The sequence below is a fragment of the Streptococcus anginosus subsp. whileyi MAS624 genome (assembly GCF_000478925.1).
Taxonomy (GTDB): domain Bacteria; phylum Bacillota; class Bacilli; order Lactobacillales; family Streptococcaceae; genus Streptococcus; species Streptococcus whileyi.
This window is the reverse complement of sequence record NZ_AP013072.1, coordinates 506694-523427: the sequence shown is the minus strand read 5'-3', so window position 1 is coordinate 523427 and position 16734 is coordinate 506694. Positions and strand designations below refer to the sequence as shown.

Annotated in this window: 18 protein-coding genes and 1 pseudogene; 7 read left to right on the top strand and 12 right to left on the bottom strand. The window is 37.7% G+C overall.

All coding sequences use genetic code 11. The features are described 5' to 3' along the window. Positions 1 to 124: 124 nt before the first annotated feature. Positions 125 to 472: a helix-turn-helix domain-containing protein gene (locus ANG_RS02715; RefSeq protein WP_003038271.1), complete on the top strand. Its 348-nt coding sequence runs from the start codon at positions 125 to 127 to the stop codon at positions 470 to 472. Between the two features lie 198 nt (positions 473 to 670). On the opposite strand, the gene ANG_RS02710 is transcribed toward ANG_RS02715, so the two are convergent. Continuing rightward, positions 671 to 1594 (bottom strand): hypothetical protein, encoded by a 924-nt coding sequence (locus tag ANG_RS02710; RefSeq protein ID WP_003038291.1) that lies wholly within the window; start codon positions 1592 to 1594, stop codon positions 671 to 673. A gap of 132 nt (positions 1595 to 1726) precedes the next feature. Here ANG_RS02710 and ANG_RS02705 point away from each other — a divergent pair, with 132 nt between their 5' ends. From ANG_RS02705 to ANG_RS11340, 6 genes and pseudogenes are all read left to right on the top strand, one after another. Next, positions 1727 to 2662: an IS30 family transposase gene (locus ANG_RS02705; protein ID WP_020999450.1), complete on the top strand. Its 936-nt coding sequence runs from the start codon at positions 1727 to 1729 to the stop codon at positions 2660 to 2662. A gap of 464 nt (positions 2663 to 3126) precedes the next feature. Beyond that, positions 3127 to 3474, top strand: a complete 348-nt coding sequence (locus ANG_RS02695) for a hypothetical protein (RefSeq protein WP_003035132.1) — start codon at positions 3127 to 3129, stop codon at positions 3472 to 3474. Then, a complete protein-coding gene (locus tag ANG_RS02690) occupies positions 3467 to 4813 on the top strand; it encodes a hypothetical protein (RefSeq protein WP_025271628.1) in 1347 nt (448 codons plus the stop codon). The genes ANG_RS02695 and ANG_RS02690 overlap by 8 nt, the downstream gene beginning before the upstream one ends. A 280-nt stretch (positions 4814 to 5093) precedes the next feature. Beyond that, on the top strand, positions 5094 to 6464 hold the full coding sequence (locus ANG_RS02685) for a Rep family protein (protein ID WP_003035134.1): 1371 nt from the start codon (positions 5094 to 5096) through the stop codon (positions 6462 to 6464). Positions 6465 to 6527: 63 nt separating this feature from the next. Continuing rightward, on the top strand, positions 6528 to 6788 hold the full coding sequence (locus ANG_RS02680) for a helix-turn-helix transcriptional regulator (protein ID WP_003035154.1): 261 nt from the start codon (positions 6528 to 6530) through the stop codon (positions 6786 to 6788). Positions 6789 to 6857: 69 nt separating this feature from the next. Next, positions 6858 to 8078, top strand: a pseudogene (locus ANG_RS11340) (site-specific integrase). A gap of 109 nt (positions 8079 to 8187) precedes the next feature. Here ANG_RS11340 and rpsI read toward each other — a convergent pair. The 11 genes from rpsI to cysE form a co-directional block, all read right to left on the bottom strand. Continuing rightward, entirely contained in the window at positions 8188 to 8580 is a 393-nt protein-coding gene (rpsI, locus tag ANG_RS02670) for a 30S ribosomal protein S9 (RefSeq protein ID WP_003035124.1), read from the bottom strand. Positions 8581 to 8599: 19 nt separating this feature from the next. Further along, positions 8600 to 9046 carry a 50S ribosomal protein L13 gene (gene rplM, locus ANG_RS02665; protein WP_003026230.1) on the bottom strand — a complete coding sequence of 149 codons (447 nt, stop codon included), beginning with the start codon at positions 9044 to 9046 and terminating at the stop codon, positions 8600 to 8602. A 181-nt stretch (positions 9047 to 9227) separates the two neighbouring features. Further along, positions 9228 to 10097 (bottom strand): DegV family protein, encoded by an 870-nt coding sequence (locus ANG_RS02660; protein ID WP_003035163.1) that lies wholly within the window; start codon positions 10095 to 10097, stop codon positions 9228 to 9230. Continuing rightward, entirely contained in the window at positions 10087 to 10611 is a 525-nt protein-coding gene (locus tag ANG_RS02655) for an NYN domain-containing protein (RefSeq protein WP_003035162.1), read from the bottom strand. Before ANG_RS02655 ends, ANG_RS02660 begins: the two co-directional genes overlap by 11 nt. Next, positions 10608 to 11336: a 23S rRNA (guanosine(2251)-2'-O)-methyltransferase RlmB gene (gene rlmB, locus ANG_RS02650; RefSeq protein ID WP_003035157.1), complete on the bottom strand. Its 729-nt coding sequence runs from the start codon at positions 11334 to 11336 to the stop codon at positions 10608 to 10610. The genes ANG_RS02655 and rlmB overlap by 4 nt, the downstream gene beginning before the upstream one ends. A 155-nt stretch (positions 11337 to 11491) precedes the next feature. After that, a complete protein-coding gene (locus tag ANG_RS02645) occupies positions 11492 to 12622 on the bottom strand; it encodes an ABC transporter ATP-binding protein (RefSeq protein ID WP_003035146.1) in 1131 nt (376 codons plus the stop codon). A gap of 110 nt (positions 12623 to 12732) precedes the next feature. Continuing rightward, positions 12733 to 13605, bottom strand: coding sequence for a helix-turn-helix domain-containing protein (locus ANG_RS02640; protein ID WP_003035118.1), 873 nt, complete (start codon positions 13603 to 13605; stop codon positions 12733 to 12735). After that, a complete protein-coding gene (locus ANG_RS02635; RefSeq protein ID WP_003026238.1) occupies positions 13592 to 13996 on the bottom strand; it encodes a Mini-ribonuclease 3 in 405 nt (134 codons plus the stop codon). Before ANG_RS02635 ends, ANG_RS02640 begins: the two co-directional genes overlap by 14 nt. Continuing rightward, a complete protein-coding gene (gene cysS / locus ANG_RS02630) occupies positions 13989 to 15332 on the bottom strand; it encodes a cysteine--tRNA ligase (protein WP_020999811.1) in 1344 nt (447 codons plus the stop codon). The genes ANG_RS02635 and cysS overlap by 8 nt, the downstream gene beginning before the upstream one ends. Further along, the gene (locus tag ANG_RS02625; protein ID WP_003035161.1) at positions 15325 to 16089 is read right to left on the bottom strand and encodes a nucleoside phosphorylase; all 765 of its coding nucleotides are present in this window, start codon (positions 16087 to 16089) and stop codon (positions 15325 to 15327) included. The genes cysS and ANG_RS02625 overlap by 8 nt, the downstream gene beginning before the upstream one ends. 45 nt (positions 16090 to 16134) lie before the next feature. Then, a complete protein-coding gene (gene cysE, locus ANG_RS02620; protein WP_025271627.1) occupies positions 16135 to 16719 on the bottom strand; it encodes a serine O-acetyltransferase in 585 nt (194 codons plus the stop codon). Positions 16720 to 16734 lie beyond the last annotated feature (15 nt).

Genomic DNA, 16734 nt, shown 5'->3' with positions numbered 1-16734 from the left:
CTTGTTTAGAACTATTTTAACACAAAATTAGTCTATAGACAATATATTTGATATTTTTAGTTTGTATGCTGGTTATGTTGTACTTGTAAACTCTGTATCATATTTTATATACGAGGTTATCATTATGACAAAATTTTATTTACGGCATTACATAGGAAAAAGAGTACGAACTTTACGAAAAATCAAATCAATGAGTCAGCAAACTTTAAGTGAAAAAGCAGATGTTGGAACAGACTATATTTCAAATTTAGAAACAAAAGGTTCTAACATCAAAATAGATACACTTGAAAAAATTTTAACTGCATTAGATTCTAATACGGTAGAATTTTTCGAAAGTCAGGTTAATACAGAAAATAAAGAACTTCAAAAATTAGTTGATGATTTGCTTGAATTACCCTCATCTGAACAAAAACAACTATTAATTGCTTTTCAAATTCTTATAGAAACTGTAAAAGACAAAGGAAAATCTTAATTTTTTATTTATTCCTTACTTTTATAATGACCTAATTAATAAAGATGAATTAAAATCCGATAAGTTTTTATGTGAACTTATCGGATTTTTTATATTGAATATATTTTTATGTTCGTTGTCTCTAAATTATCTTTTTGAATAAAGTAATTCATATTACTATCTTTTGAGTATGATTAGATAGAGATACTTTTTACTTCTCTAATATATATAATATGAGTAATCATTTAGCTGTTCATTAAGCTCATTTAACTTATCACCAGTGATATCATCAGATATAAGACTTAATCGTTTTTTTAAATCTTTTTCCAACTCATCTTCATAAAACTTTTTCTTAGTTGATTTTGTATAGTTAGCAAATAAACATTTAACTTGCAACTCTAACTTCTTAGCTTCAAGTTCTTTTTTTAAATAAATTTCTCTTGGTGTTTTATTAAAATATACTTCAGGACGATTAAACAAATTATTTTTAATATCACTAATCTCTTTTTCATAGTCTTTCTTACCAGTTTCAAAATTATTGTCACATAACTCGATTAATCTTTGTGAAACCCTATTTTCCGTATTGCTTACACAATATTCATACACATCAGATTTTAACTTTTTTCGATTCTCGCTTAATAGTTCAAAGGAATCTATTTGTTGCATAAATGCTATTTTCATTTGAAATAGAAATTCATCAAAATTCTGTCTAACATAATTATTAAACTGTTCTTCCACATCATTTAGGACCGAATCATTCAACTTCAAGTAACGCTTTTCACTATTAGATAAAGGATTATTTTTCCATCCCAAAAAATTCTTAATATCTTCTTCGTATAATTGATCATAGCGCTTTATATTACTATCTTTTGCCTTCTGTATCTCTGGTGGAATATAATTTTCATCTTTCTTCAACTCATTTATAGAATCAATGTCTAATATTATGTTCGTTTTCCTTTTAATATTATCTGTAAGAACTTGATAAAATAAATCTTCGTTAATATATTGTTTTCGTCCTCTTGTTTCACCTTTATTATTAGATATATTTTTTATCCACCTATTTACAGTTGATTTATGGACCGTAATACCAGTTAATCTCTTAAATATTTTTATTAAATCATCATTTGTATATTTTTTTATCATATCCCCTCCTTGAAAAACGCATTTTATTTTTTAAAAAGATAAATTGTAAAATATAGTGCAACAAAAAAACTCATAGCGTTTCATTGGTGTAAACTGTAAGTAACCACACAAACAGAATCCCGAGGAAAAACTATGAGCTACTTCCATCTTACCATAACCGACCGAATAAAGATAGAAACCTACTTGGAATTAGGTTTGAAACCTTGCCAAATTGCAAGTAAACTTGGCGTCCATAAGTCTACCATTTCAAGAGAGTTAAGACGATGCCAAAATGGTTACTCCGCAGCCCTAGCACAGGAACAGTATGACCACAGGGCTAAGCAAAAAGGTCGGAAGTCTCGTTTGACACCAACGTTGAAAAAGGAAATTGAGGACGGTTTAAAATCCTCCTGGTCGCCTGAACAGATTTGTGGCCGCTATCAGCTTGAACAAAGGCCGATGGTAGCTTTTAAAACAATCTATAACTGGCTCTATGCTGGTTTGATTGCTCTGGATTTGAGTGTCCTTCGTCGTAAAGGAAAAACTCGACAACCTAAAGAAACACGTGGAAGATTTAGGATTGGCACATCGATTGCCAAACGTCCTAAAGAGGTCAGGAATCGTGAGACCTTTGGTCACTGGGAGCTCGATACTGTGGTGTCTTCCAGAGGCAAAAGCAAGGGCTGTTTAGCGACCTTTCTGGAGCGAAAAACGCGCTTTTACTTAGCTTTCAAGATACCAGACAGAACAGCCAAATCCATGTTTTCAGCCATCGAACAACTTTATAAGCTATTTCCAAAAGAGGCTCTTAAAACCTTCACTTCAGATAGGGGAAAAGAGTTTGCCTGCTATCCTCTGGTAGAGAATTTAGGAATTTCCTTTTTCTTTGCGGACGCCTATTCATCCTGGCAGAGAGGAAGCAATGAAAACGCCAATGGCTTACTAAGAGAATATTTTCCAAAGAAAACAGATTTAGCCGCTATCTCTGATGAGGCTTTGAACAAGGCCTTATATGATATCAATCACCGACCACGAAAATGTTTAGCTTACAGAACTGCTTGTGAAGCTCTAGTGGATGAGTACGAGTAAATGTTGCACTTATTCTTGCAATTTATCAAAAACAAAAGAAAAACGCAATATATTCTATAAACAAATCATTGTTATATAGTTGTTTTATCTCTTTAAATATTATATCAAATAAACTGTAAAAACGCAATTTACGTTATATAATTAAAGCATATTAAACGAGAAAATCGTCTAATAAATAAAAGAAAGAAAGGCATTCAATACTAAAGTTATGAATAATAAAGTTACAAAATTTGTGATATGGATTCAAACTAAATCTAATTATAATGAATTTCAATATTTCGAAAAATTGTATCGATCGTATCGGACCATGTTAGTAGATTATAATAATTATGTCAAGTGTCAATATCTAACTGATAATCTGCCTTCCAAATGGCATTTCTTGGTTAATTATTTACAAACTTATGATACATATTTGTTTAATTCTCTAATAACAGTTTTAGAACAAGCAACACTGAAAGGGGGTGATGAAAGTGTCTAAAACAACTTGGATTAAAACTTTAGAGGAAGTTCTCAAGCAAAAAACACAATCTAAAGTAATGGTCAGTGAAAAAACTGGTAATAAATATACAACTGATGTTGTCCCTGTTCTCAACGTTCTTTCTACTGGTTCTATTGAAGAGGTGGGTAATAAATTTAAGTATTCAGTAGTTGATACTAACAATGATTTAGAATACACAATTAAAGCACCGAATCAAGTGGAAGTCAAATTTGGTACTGTTCTTCAATTCCGAAATGTCCGTGGTGGTGCAACCAATAACGGCATTGGTTGGTATTCGGCTGATTCCGTTAGCGTGGTTCAACGTAATGCGTAAATACAGAAGAATCAAACGACAATCAAACAGTAAATTTCAAGGTTATCAATTTTCTTTGATAAGTTTGATGTTTTCTGCTATGTGTTATCTTATTTGTATACTAGCTCTAAATTCTCATCTTTTTATTTCAAAATTCTTTGAGAAGCCATCATTATTTTTTTTGACTTGCACTCTATTATCAATCGTTTTATCTATCTATACATATCTTAAACGTGAAGAAGTGTCAACAATTTCTATACCTGCTATGTCTATTCAATCCCAAAAGCTAGCAAAAAAACTAAAGCGATTGTTTAACGACAAACAAATTACAGATGTACTCAAACTATCGAATTCAACACGTTTTGGCGATGAAATGCCTGAGATACATGTATGGGTTGATGAAGACCTATCAAATGGATATATCGCTATTGAAAACATTGCAAACTGGGAACGTGCTAACCGTGAAAAGTTCGAACAACGTGTATCTGGAATCTTAGCAGGTACATATCAAAGATTTGCAGTTGTGAGTTCTGAATTATCTGTCGGAGATAGTTTTATCATATTTTATTTTGAAGATGTGTTGACTTCTCAACGATTAACTGTCAGAAACAAGGACTCCTTGAACAGTCTGGTATGTGAAAACAAACACTCCATACGCTTATCTAAAGACCTTATTTGGCATTCTGACATTACACCTATGATATCTATAATTGCTCGTACTAGAGCAGGGAAATCTGTCTTGGCTGGTCGATACATAGCGCATCTAATGTCACTACAAGAATGGATAGTAGAATATAATTCAGCTAAATTCGACCGATATGTTAAAGAGTTTAAATGGCAATCAGACCCTATCAAAATTGTGGAGCGTGCAGAGTATTGGTGCACTGTAATGGACAAACGACTGGCTGAAATCAACGAAGCTAACAAAGAAAAGTATCTAGAAATGGAAAATATGCCTGATATAGGACTGTTCTTCGATGAACTAGGAAACCTAAACGCCTCTCTTGAGTCATTGGATAAAGTGGATAAAAGCCTTAAACTCACTTCACGCTGGAATACTGCTATCAACCGTCTATCTGCTACTGGTGGTTCTGCTGGAATACATATCATAGCTATTAGCCAATTTGCTACAAAAGAGGGATTTCTCCCCTCTCTAGCTCGCGTCAACTGCTCCGATGCGGTGATTATGTTGGGTGGCGCAGCTGATTCCGCTGATGAGCGTAAATATCTAATGTCTGGTTTCGCTGACATGCCGAAGCGTGCATATGGGAAAGGGCAAGGGCTGGCAAGGTTTGTCGGAAGTGGGCGTAAATGGGAAAACGAACCACATTTTTTTGAGACACCTTGGTTCGAAGAATAAAGTATATTTAATCTCTATTTAGATAAGATTAGCAAAGTTTACCTTATCTAAATAGGGACTCCTGACGCAGCCGACGGGTCACGAGGTCGGTCAGCTTGAAAAGCTGAAACAAATTTTAATTTCAACTATTCTTACGCCTGCCCGGCACTGGGCTTGTCGAGTGCCGGGCATATCAAAAAAACTAGCTAAATCAAGATTTTTTGAGAGTGTTTCAAAATCAAAAAACTTGATTTAGCAGTAGAATAGTTAGAAGAATAATTAGAAAGGAAAAATCCTTATTATGGTAAAAAAAGAAGCTAATCTCACAGCTATTATGCTTGTACAACAATTAGAGGATACATACTGGGAAACATGGGAAGATAAAACTCCTATTAAGCTAGCACGAGATGGGAACTGTAAACCTCTACTACAAGTTGTCGTTGATAAACTGAATAATGAAAATATAAGCGTAAAAGAAGCTTACGGTATCAAGCATGATAAAGATGAAATAACCGTGTGGAATCAAGACGAAATGAAAAATGTAACAGAGAAAAAAGCAGAACATATCCATTTTTTATTCAAATTCGAAAAAGGTGCTTCTCTCAGCAAAATCGCTCTTGCTATTGGTATAGAGCCACAATACTTGGAAAAATTGAAATCTGGACGATACGGTTATGACAACTGTTTAGCCTATCTAGTTCATGCTAAAGATGAAAGTAAGTTCCAATATTCTCCTGATGAAGTCGTAACCTTATTGGGGGAAGATTATCTTAGTGTCTACAATAGAAGTATGGAAACTTGGATGAAGGGGAGGGCAACTAAAAAAGCAAAAGAAACAGCTCTTAGCGTTGATTGGTTAATTGAAAAAATTCTTTCTGGTGAAATCACCAAAAGTAATATCATGCTAACAGATGAATATTACGCCATTTATGGACAACATAAGCGAAAAATAAACGAAGCACTGGATACATCTAGTGAACGAAAAAGCTATAAGACCATTTCAGAACTTGAAAATGGTGAGTTTAAAAAAACAGTCATTTTTATCACTGCTGATAGCGGTATTGGAAAAACAACAATAAGTAAACAGCTCATTCGAATTCTACAAAAAGTGTCTTTAAAATTTGGACAAAATTGGGATACTTGTGTAACAGCTTCCACAAATGCTTTTGATGAATATAACGGGCAGGATATTTTATTCTTAGATGATATCAGAGGAGATAGTTTAACGGTATCAGATTGGTTGAAATTACTAGACCCTTATATGATTAGCCCTATCTCTGCAAGATATCACAATAAGATGGGCTCAGCAAAAGTCATCATCATTACAAGTACTAAGAAACCAGTCAGCTTTTTCGAAGCTTCCAAAGGTAATATCGGCGAAGATTTAGGTCAATTTATTCGACGTATTGATTACTTATTGACTATCAATGATTCTTTTTGGTTGTCCTTACCCATAAAATCTAAAAAAACTGATACAACTTCTAGTAATCCTTGGTATGAACCTAGATATCATTCCTATTGTTTTTCAGAAGTAGAGCAATATACAAAAAACAATGCTCTAGACCATTTAGTCAAAACAGTAATCCGAAACATGCAATGGAATACAACAAAAAAGGTTATCAACGCTAGCGACCAAACCAACAATGATAACCAAAACATTCAACAAAAATAGTAACAACTACTTCTGTTGTTGCTATTATCTCAAAATACTAAATAATATACAAGAGGTGACAGCATGCAAGTCATTTTACCAGACGAGCAAATACATCAAATACAGCTTTTAATATCCGATTTAATCAAACAAGAAATTGAAAACAGACTAAACAATAGCAATCTCGAAAGTCCGTTTTTAAATAAACAACAAACTTGTATTTACTTAGGAATTTCTAACAATACTCTCGATAGTTGGATTCAAAAAGGATTACCAACAATTCGTATAGGAAAGACTGTTCGATTTGATAAAAATGAAATCAATCGTTGGATGCAAAAACAGTAGAAATTTTGCCGTGGTTTGTTTATAATAAAATCACGGTATTTTTCTAGCTCAATTCACGAGGAGAATACTATGTCAATTAAAAAAACCAAAAATGGAACTTATCGCTTACGAATCTATATTCCTGAAGAAGTCAAAACTTCTCTTGGAATTGATAAAAAAGCGATAGAAAAACGCTTCAAGTTAAGGAGTGAGGCTAAAAAATATGAACTCGAACTACAAAATAAAATAGATAAAATTCTAAGTGGCGATTCTACTTCACAACTTGAAAGAACTGGTTCTATACAATTCAAAGAGTTTTATCATCAAGTGTGGTGGGAATCCTACAAGGTAGGGCAGACAACCTCAACCTTAAAACCACCGTCACAAGCAACAATTGACGGAACAGAAATTGTCTTTAGAAAACATATCCTACCTATACTTGGAAATTATTCTATTGATTTTCTCAACCAGAACAAGCAAGTTGTTTTGAATCTATTAACCCAAAAAGCAGAAGAATATGCAAACTTCAAGGCCATTAGAAGCTATGTTAATTCTATCTTTGACTGGGCTTAAGAATTGGAATATATAGAAACTAACCGCATTTCAAAAACTATCAGACGAATCAAAGCAACTAAGAAAATCAAGCTACAAGAAGCCAAAAACGATGAAGACTTATACCTATCACAAGCAGAGCTACAGGCGTGGTTTACCGCATTTGAGGAAGACTTGGAAAACGGTAAACTCTTATTCAAAGACTACGTTCTATTCTTCACCACTTTCTTTTTAGGAGATAGAAAGTCTGAAAGCTACGCTCTTCAATGGAAACACATTGATATTAACAAACAAGAAATTCAGTTAATACAGGCCTTAGATAAATATAAAAATCCAAAATCCACCAAAGGAAACAAGAAAACAACTTTCCAAATCCCAACTGAATTAGCTGATTTACTTCTATCTTGGAAAAAACAACAAAAAACCGAACTAGCAAAATTTGGTATTATTCAATCTAATGAACAATATGTGTTTACCTATATTGACATGAAAGGGAATGTTAATAGCCCTTTACACGCTGATTACCTCAATAACAAGATGAAGTCTGTCAAACGCCGACACAAGGGGCTGACACACGCTACACCGCATAAGCTACGCCACACAGGAGCAACTTTAGCTAAACAAGCAGGAACATCATTAGAAGCCATCTCAGAAGCTCTAACACATAGCGACACCTTTACTACCAAAACTTATGTTAATACTTCAAATGTCGTTCCAATGGCTGTTGGAGAAATTGCCTATCGCAACCTTAAAAAATAATGGTGTGAATTTGGTGTGAAAAGTGGTGTGAATTTTGCTAAAAAACATCAAAAAAACACCCCATGGTGTGAACCATGAAGTGTTGTAAAGTCTGTATTGTAGCCGTTTCTTAACGTTTTGAGAACTGGCTAGCTTTACGAGCTTTCTTAAGACCTGGTTTCTTACGTTCTACCATACGGGCATCACGTGTAAGAAGACCAGCGCGTTTGAGTGAGTCGCGGAAGTCTGGGTCTACTTGAAGAAGGGCACGGGCGATACCGTGACGGATAGCTCCTGCTTGACCAGCGTAGCCACCACCGAGAACGTTTACGAGAACATCGTATTGACCAACAGTTGAAGTAACTGCGAATGGTTGGTTGATGACAAGGCGAAGATCAGCATGTGGGATATATTCTTCAACATCTTTTTTGTTTACAGTAATTTTACCAGTTCCTGGAACAAGGCGAACGCGTGCAACAGCGTTTTTACGACGTCCAGTACCTGCATATTGTGCTTGTGACATAGCTTATTTGTTCCTTTCCTTAGATAAGTCCTGAAATATCAAGAACTTCTGGTTGTTGTGCAGCATGAGTGTGCTCAGCACCTACAAATACTTTCAATTTCATACCTTGAGCACGGCCAAGAGTATTGTGTGGAAGCATACCCTTAACTGATTTCTCAATCAAGCGAACAGCGTTCTTAGAACGGAGTTCACCAGCAGTAATTGATTTCAATCCACCTGGATACATTGAGTGAGTGTAGTAAACTTTATCAGTTGCCTTTTTACCAGTTAATTTTACTTTTTCAGCATTGATAACAATCACAAAGTCACCTGTATCAGTATGAGGTGTGAAAGTTGGTTTATTTTTTCCACGAAGTACGCTTGCTACAACAGCAGAAAGGCGTCCAAGAGGTACATCAGTAGCGTCTACTACATACCATTTACGTTCAACTTCACCTGGCTTAGCCATGTATGTTGTTTTGTTCATGATTTCTCCTATATGAATATCGTTTTTGTTTACAAGGCGGATGTTCCGGTCCGCAAGTTATTTGGAAGGTTCCGGGGCCTTACAAATGGGGTAAACAATACCGTTTACTATCATACCAAATTTTAGGGGTAAAAGTCAATATATTTGATAAATTATTTATGAAAGAACGGTTTCATTTCGCTTAATCTTGATTTTCATAGGCAATACTGAATAGGCCCAAAGTTCCAGGACCAGTGTGGGTGGCAATAACGGGACCTAATGGCAAGATAAAAACATCATTGACTTGTTCGGAGGCAAGAAGCTGATCTTTGAGAGTTCGTGCTACTTCCTGACTATCTGATCCTGCATAGGCGATTACCACGCGCGGATCGGCAATATCTTCCAAGGTCATGCGCACCACTTCAGCATGAGCCTTTTTCTTTCCACGAACTTTAGCCACAGAATCCAGCCTACCATCGGCTTTCACAGCAATAATCGGCTTAATATTGACTAAACTTCCCATGAGAGCTGCGGTCTTTGAAATTCGTCCACCACGCATAAGATGGTTTAGGTCATCTACTAGAAAATACGTTTTTACTTTTGGCACTAAAGATTCTATCAAAGCAACTATCTGTTCCAAACTTTGACCGGCAGCTTTCGCTTCCACCGCTTTCATCACCAAAAGACCTTCTCCCATAGACGCAGCCTTGGTATCAATAATCCGGATAACCGCTTCTGGAAAATCTTCTAAAACCATATCCCGTGCCATGACCGCACTCTGATAAGTTCCTGACAAGACTGAAGCAAACGCAATATAAAGAACTGGCATACCGATTTCAGCGTAACCACGAAAGATATCTTCAAACTGACCGACATTGATTTGGCTGGTTGTTGGCTGGCTCCCTGCTTCCATTTTAGAGAGGAGCTGCTCACTCGTCAGTTTCTTATCCCCGACCGTTTCATAAGTTGTCCCGTCCAACTGAATAGTCAAGCCAAGGATTTGAACATCATTTTCCAAAGCCCAGCTTTCTGGAAGGTCTGCGGTTGAATCCGTTAAAATTTTAAAAGTCATCTTTCTTTTTCTCCATCATTTTCTGTAAATCGCGCAAGGTTGGATTGTCCATAGGACGCAAAGGTGGTTTTCCCATTTGAAGCTGTTGACTCATTTGATTCAGATCCGACTTTGTAACAGCTACTCGTTTTTCTAGTTCACGAGCCGAAACACGCAAAGCCCCTTGAGCAAAGACAGTCCACTGCTCATTTAAGTCGCTCGTTGCCACAGATACCTGATTTCTAGGATTGTTGAGATCAGTTGCCAAACGCTCAATGTAATCGTCTGCTGTTTCTTCTTCCTCAGTGAACACAACCGTAACATTAAACTCATCATAAGTCTGGCGAACTCCCGGCATATACTGCGCATCAAACACACAGATAATTTCCAATTGCTCAAAACTAGCGTAATTACTAAGTTTGTTGAGCAGAATGGTTCGTGCTACGTCTAATTCCCCTTTGTTAAATAAAGAACGAGTCTCTTGCCAAAAAGCTACCATATTGTAGCCATCTACTAATAAAATTTTCCGTTTCATAGGCGATTTCTAAACACTTCATACATGAGAATAGCCGCCGCCACACTAGCATTCAAGCTCTGCACATGTCCATTCATAGGAATGGTAAGCATTTCATCAACTTGCTTTTTAATATTAGCAGAAATGCCCTTGCCTTCATTGCCGATAATCAGAGCCAGTTTACCTGCCGTATTCCACTTAGTCGAAGGGGTGCCATTCATATCTGTGCCAAAAATCCAAAAACCTGCATGTTTTAGTTTATCCAGAGCTTGGCTGAGATTGGTCACACGAACAATAGGAATATGCTCCACCGCACCAGTAGAGGTCTTGGCGACGACCGGCGTGACACCAACCGCTCGATGCTTAGGAATAATGACACCTGTAACATTTGTCGCATCAGCCGTCCGTAAAATAGAGCCTAAATTATGCGGATCTGTTAGACCGTCTAAAATGAGCAACAGAGGATTGTCTTCCTGAGTTGCCATTTTCAACATCGCCTCAAAATCCGTATAAGCAAATTCTGAAACACGCAAAACAAAACCTTGATGAACGGCACCACCTGTCATTTCTTGTAATGTTTTTTTGGTAGTCCAAGAAATAGAAACCTTTTTTTCTGCTGCCAAATCTTTCATCTGAGCAACATTTTTCCCACGAAGATCATCTTGAATATAAAGTTTATTTCCCGTATTAGCCATCAAGGCCTCGGTTACAGCATGTACACCATAGACAATATCGTTATTTTCCATGACTTTAGTATAACATAAAATTTAAAATGCTTCTTCTTATTTATAAATCACTTTACCGTTAAATCCAAATTTTCTTCTATAAAAAATGCAGGAGTCTTGTATTAAAAACAAGGCATCCTGCATTCTCTTATTAGTTATTCTAAAGGCATTGTAAATTAATAAACTGTCTTTTCTGTTTCTGGATCAAAGAAGTGTGCTTTGTTCAAGTCAAAGCCAAGGTCAATACCTGCTCCAGCTTTGAGGTAATCACGAGCATCTACTTTAGCAATAAATTCATTGTCAGCCACTTGGCAATACAAATGAGATTCCGAACCAAGCAATTCGGATACAGAGATTTTAGCATGTACTACTGAATCTGGGAAGGTTTCAAGGAAAGCAGCTTCTGTATTGATGTCTTCTGGACGAATACCAAAAATGAGTTTCTTGCCTTCATAGCCTTTTTCACGAAGTACCTTCAAGGCACCTTCTGGTACTTTCAGAGAAAGGTCTTGTGCTACAATTTCATCACCTTTCAAAGTTACATTGATAAAGTTCATCGCTGGGCTTCCGATAAAGCCTGCAACAAATTTATTAACTGGGTTTTTGTAAACTTCTTGTGGGGTACCGATTTGTTCTATACGTCCAATTGTACCCGTTCCTGAAGGATTCTTTGTTGCAGACATGATAACGATACGATCAGCCAAAGTCATTGCTTCTGTTTGGTCATGGGTAACATAGATAGTGGTTGCCCCAATACGACGGTGGATTTTAGCAATTTCTGCTCGCATAGATACCCGCAATTTCGCATCCAAATTAGAAAGCGGTTCATCCATAAGAAATACTTTTGCATCACGAACAATAGCACGTCCCATCGCTACACGTTGGCGTTGACCACCTGAAAGGTCAGCTGGTTTACGATCTAAAAATTCTTTCAAGCCAAGAATCTCTGCTGCTTCATTTACACGTTTTTCAATATCATCCTTGCTGTATTTACGAAGTTTCAAACCAAAAGCCATATTGTCATGCACAGTCATGTGTGGATACAAAGCGTAGTTTTGGAAAACCATGGCAATGTCACGATCTTTTGGCGCAACATCATTGACCACGCGGCCATCAATTGAACATTCACCTTCCGTGATATCTTCAAGTCCAGCAATCATACGAAGTGTAGTAGATTTCCCACATCCTGAAGGACCAACGAAAACGATAAATTCCTTATCTTTTATATTCAAGTTGAAGTCTTCTACAGAGTAATGTTCGCTGTTTGGATATTTTTTGTAAATATTTTTTAAATTTAATTCTACCATAAAATGGAACTCCTTTGTTATTATGATTTTATTATATATGAAAACGCTTCATTATCCTATGGCAAAGTGAACAAAATAAAAAAAATGTTTTGTGCAGGATGCACAAAACATTACACTAAATCATTGATGACAATATGGTAACACAGGGTCAAATCTGTCAGGTCTTTTAGCTGTAAGCCCGTCAGTTCTTCCCATTTATCAATGTGATATTGCAATGTGTTCCGATGAATATACAACTGCTGGGCAGCTTTTGTCACAACCGCCGTATTTTCCCACAAAGCAGCGATAATATCAATGAGCTGTTCCTGACTTTCAATCAATTGGTGAAGTTTCTTTGTTAAAATTGGCAATATGAAATCGTTTTGGCTAATCCCCCACAAAAAGAGTTGAGAAAAAGAATGCACATTGGAATGCTGAGCCTGTTCCCACCACTTGGAAAAAAGGGTATTCTCTGCTTGAAATAGCTCAGGATAGTTTTCCTCAAAAATGCGAGTCCAAATCTGTCCGATTTGAATTGTCAGAGTTAAACTGAAGTCATATTCGATAGCCGATAAAGTATCACGAAGAACATCTTTTACAGGGACTAACTGCGTTTGATCCAGCACAAAGATGTAATCCTGATAGGATAGCTGAAAATCTGCTATTCTATTGGGCAATATGGTTCGCATCATTTCCAACCAAGACCCAATTGTTTCATTTTCATAATGGAATAAATGACAATGGACGAACTGTAGCTTTTGAACGTTTTGAGGCATTTTGCCACGGTTATGAACCAAATAATCATACCAAGGTCCACCATCAAATGCAGAGTCTTTCCCAGTCAGTAAAGAAATAAGTTCTTGCTCTCGCTCTGTCAGACTGCTTTTTTTTAATAACAACCATTGATTACTTGAAATGGGAATTGCCACTTCATCCTCTTTTGCATTTGGATTGGATTGAAGCCTCCCTTGAGGGAACCATTCTAAAAGATCAGTTTTTGTCATGATGTGCGCCCTCCACTCTCACAATACACCAATCAATCAGCTCTTCTAAACGCTTGATTTGATCGGTCATGTGTAAATATCCCAGAACGGCTTCAAAACCTGTCGACATGCGATAGGTTACAATATCTGCGTTTTTAGCTTTAGTATGGCTATTGGCATTGCGTCCACGCTTATAAATGTCTTCTTCCTTTTCTGTCAGAATTTTTTCTTCCAACATTTGCGAAATGAGATTAGCTTGCGCACGAGCTGACACATACTTGGTTGCTTCTCTGTGTAGCTGGTTCGGTTTTGTCAAGCCTTGGAAAATCAAGTGACGACGGATATAAGTTGAGTAGATAGCATCGCCTTCAAAAGCCAAGGCAATACCATTTATAAGATTGACATCAATCACGGATCCACCTCACTCCGTCCTTGGTATCTAAAAGCTTGATCCCTTTAGCTGCCAATTCATCACGGATTTTATCAGCTGTTGCAAAGTCCTTGGCAACACGCGCAGCTTGGCGCTGCTCAATCAAGGCTTCAATATCCGCATCCAGTACTTCTGCTGTAAAGACAATACCAAAAACTTGCAGAAGCTCAGCAAAAGCGCTTTTCACCTCTTGATTGTAATGACCGGAATTAATCCACTTAGCCAGTTCAAAAACAACTGTAATCCCATTTGCTGCATTGAAATCTTCGTCCATAGCAGCTGTAAATTTATCCAGAAAAACCTGCAATTCTGTCAAATTGACCGTTCCCGTAAAGGGTTGCTCGTAAGTATTTTTCAGATATTTTAGATTCACTTCCGCATCGTGAACGGCTTTTTCTGTAAAATTGATAGGCTTGCGGTAGTGCTGAGTCGCAAAAAAGAAACGCAAGACTTGTCCGTCAATGGTTTTAAGGGCATCGTGGACGGTAATGAAGTTCCCCAGAGACTTAGACATCTTGACATCATCAATATTGACAAAGCCATTGTGCATCCAGTAGTTGGCAAAAGTCTTTCCAGTTTTAGCTTCTGATTGAGCGATTTCATTGGTATGGTGCGGAAATTCTAAATCAGCTCCGCCACCGTGAATATCAATCGTATCTCCCAGAATTTCTGTCGCCATGACGGAACATTCGATATGCCAGCCTGGACGACCAGGCCCCCATGGGCTGTCCCAGAAAATCTCGCCCGGTTTAGCCGCCTTCCAGAGGGCAAAGTCCACTGGATTTTCCTTGCGGGTGGTCTCCTCATCTGTCCGACCAGAAGCGCCTAACTCTAAATCAGCCAAGGTTTTGTTGGCTAGTTTGGCATAATTGTGAGACTTTTCCACTCGGAAATAGACATCGCCTTCTGACTCATAGGCGTAGCCCTTATCCACCAAAGTCTGCACAAAATCAATGATGTCCATCATGTAGTCCACTACGCGCGGGTGCTGGGTAGCTGGTTGAACCCCCAGCGTCGTCACATCTTCCCGAAAAGCCGCAATGTACTTGTCTGCCACTTCCTGAGGTGTGATCCCCTCTTCCTTAGCTCGATTGATAATTTTATCATCCACATCGGTGAAATTGGATATGTAAGCCACCTCATACCCACGATACTCAAAATAACGACGAATTGTATCAAAGGCCACTGTTGAGCGAGCATTGCCGACGTGGATATAGTTATAAACCGTTGGCCCGCAGATATACATCTTGACCTTGCCTTCCTCCAGAGGGACAAAATCACGCAGACTGCGGGTCATGGTGTCATAGATTTTAATCATATTCTAATTCCTTTTCTATCTGTAAAGCAACATCAAAAAAAGTCATGGCATCTGCTTTTCTTTCTTCATGTCTTGCATCCCACTCATGATTGTGATGGTCAACATAGTCTGCTGTATAGAAAAACTGATAGACTTTCTTTTTTCGAAATTGGCTCCAGGCCATAATTGCCGAGGCTTCCATATCAACCACCTGAGCACCCGCTTTTAAACGGTGCTTGACCTTAGCTGGCGTTTCACGATAAAATGCATCCGTCGTCCAGGACTTGGATCGGATATGCTCTATGCCATGTTTGTCAAAGATATTCTCCATCTTGGTTAGCAAAGCTTCCTCATAGGCAATCTCATCGCTAGCCTGAGCATAATGATAGCTGATCCCTTCATCTCGAAGAGCAAATTCTGGCAAGATAATTTTATCTGCTGCTAGCGAGCCATCTAGAACCCCACAGGAGCCTAAGATGATGAAGTTTTTAAAGCCTCTGGCTGCCAACTCTTCTAGCTGACCAACAATCACTGGTGCTCCAATAAGAGCCAACATAACAGCAATTTTATTTTCCCCTTGTTCATATAGATACCAAGGCTGCTTACCATTTAAACTCTTTAAGTGACCACCGTCGCGAACTGTTCCCGTTTCGATCAAACGATTTACAATTTCACCATTAAAAGACAGGATAATGGTTTCACAGCTCTCATCTTGATCTTGTAGTCTATTCGTCGGCTCGATTACACCAGCTACATTTTCAAATTCTTCTAACAACACGATACGATATACCTTCTTCCCAGCCTACATTTCAACTACTTCCCATTACAACTTAGACGAATAATAACTTTCTTCGCGGATTTCTTCTAAATTCTTGATCGTTGGAACATCTTTTTGCCCGTGAACTCGGACAATTTTAGCTGGAATCCCAACAACAGTCACATCACTTGGCACATCTGCTACCACAACCGCACCCGCTCCGACTTTGGCATTTTCACCAATTTCAATCGGACCAATTAGCTGCGCATGAGCTGAAATAAGCGCACCTTGACGAACCGTCGGATGACGTTTCCCACAATCTTTCCCTGTGCCTCCAAGAGTGACACCATGATAGAGCATCACTCCTTTTTCTACAATGGCCGTCTCGCCAATCACTAAACCACTCCCGTGGTCAATAAAGACACCTGAAGCAATCTGTGCCCCCGGATGAATCTCAATCTGAGTCCAAAAGCGCCAAAATTGGCTATGCATCCGAGCTAAAAGTTTACATCCATGATTCCACAGAAAGTGAGAAAGTCGGTGAGCAGCCAAAGCCTTAATCCCAGGATAAGTCAACAGCACCTCAAGTGAAGAGCGAGCTGCCGGATCATTTTCTTTTACAATATCTATCGTCTCTTTCCACCAACCCATGATGACTCCTTTCTA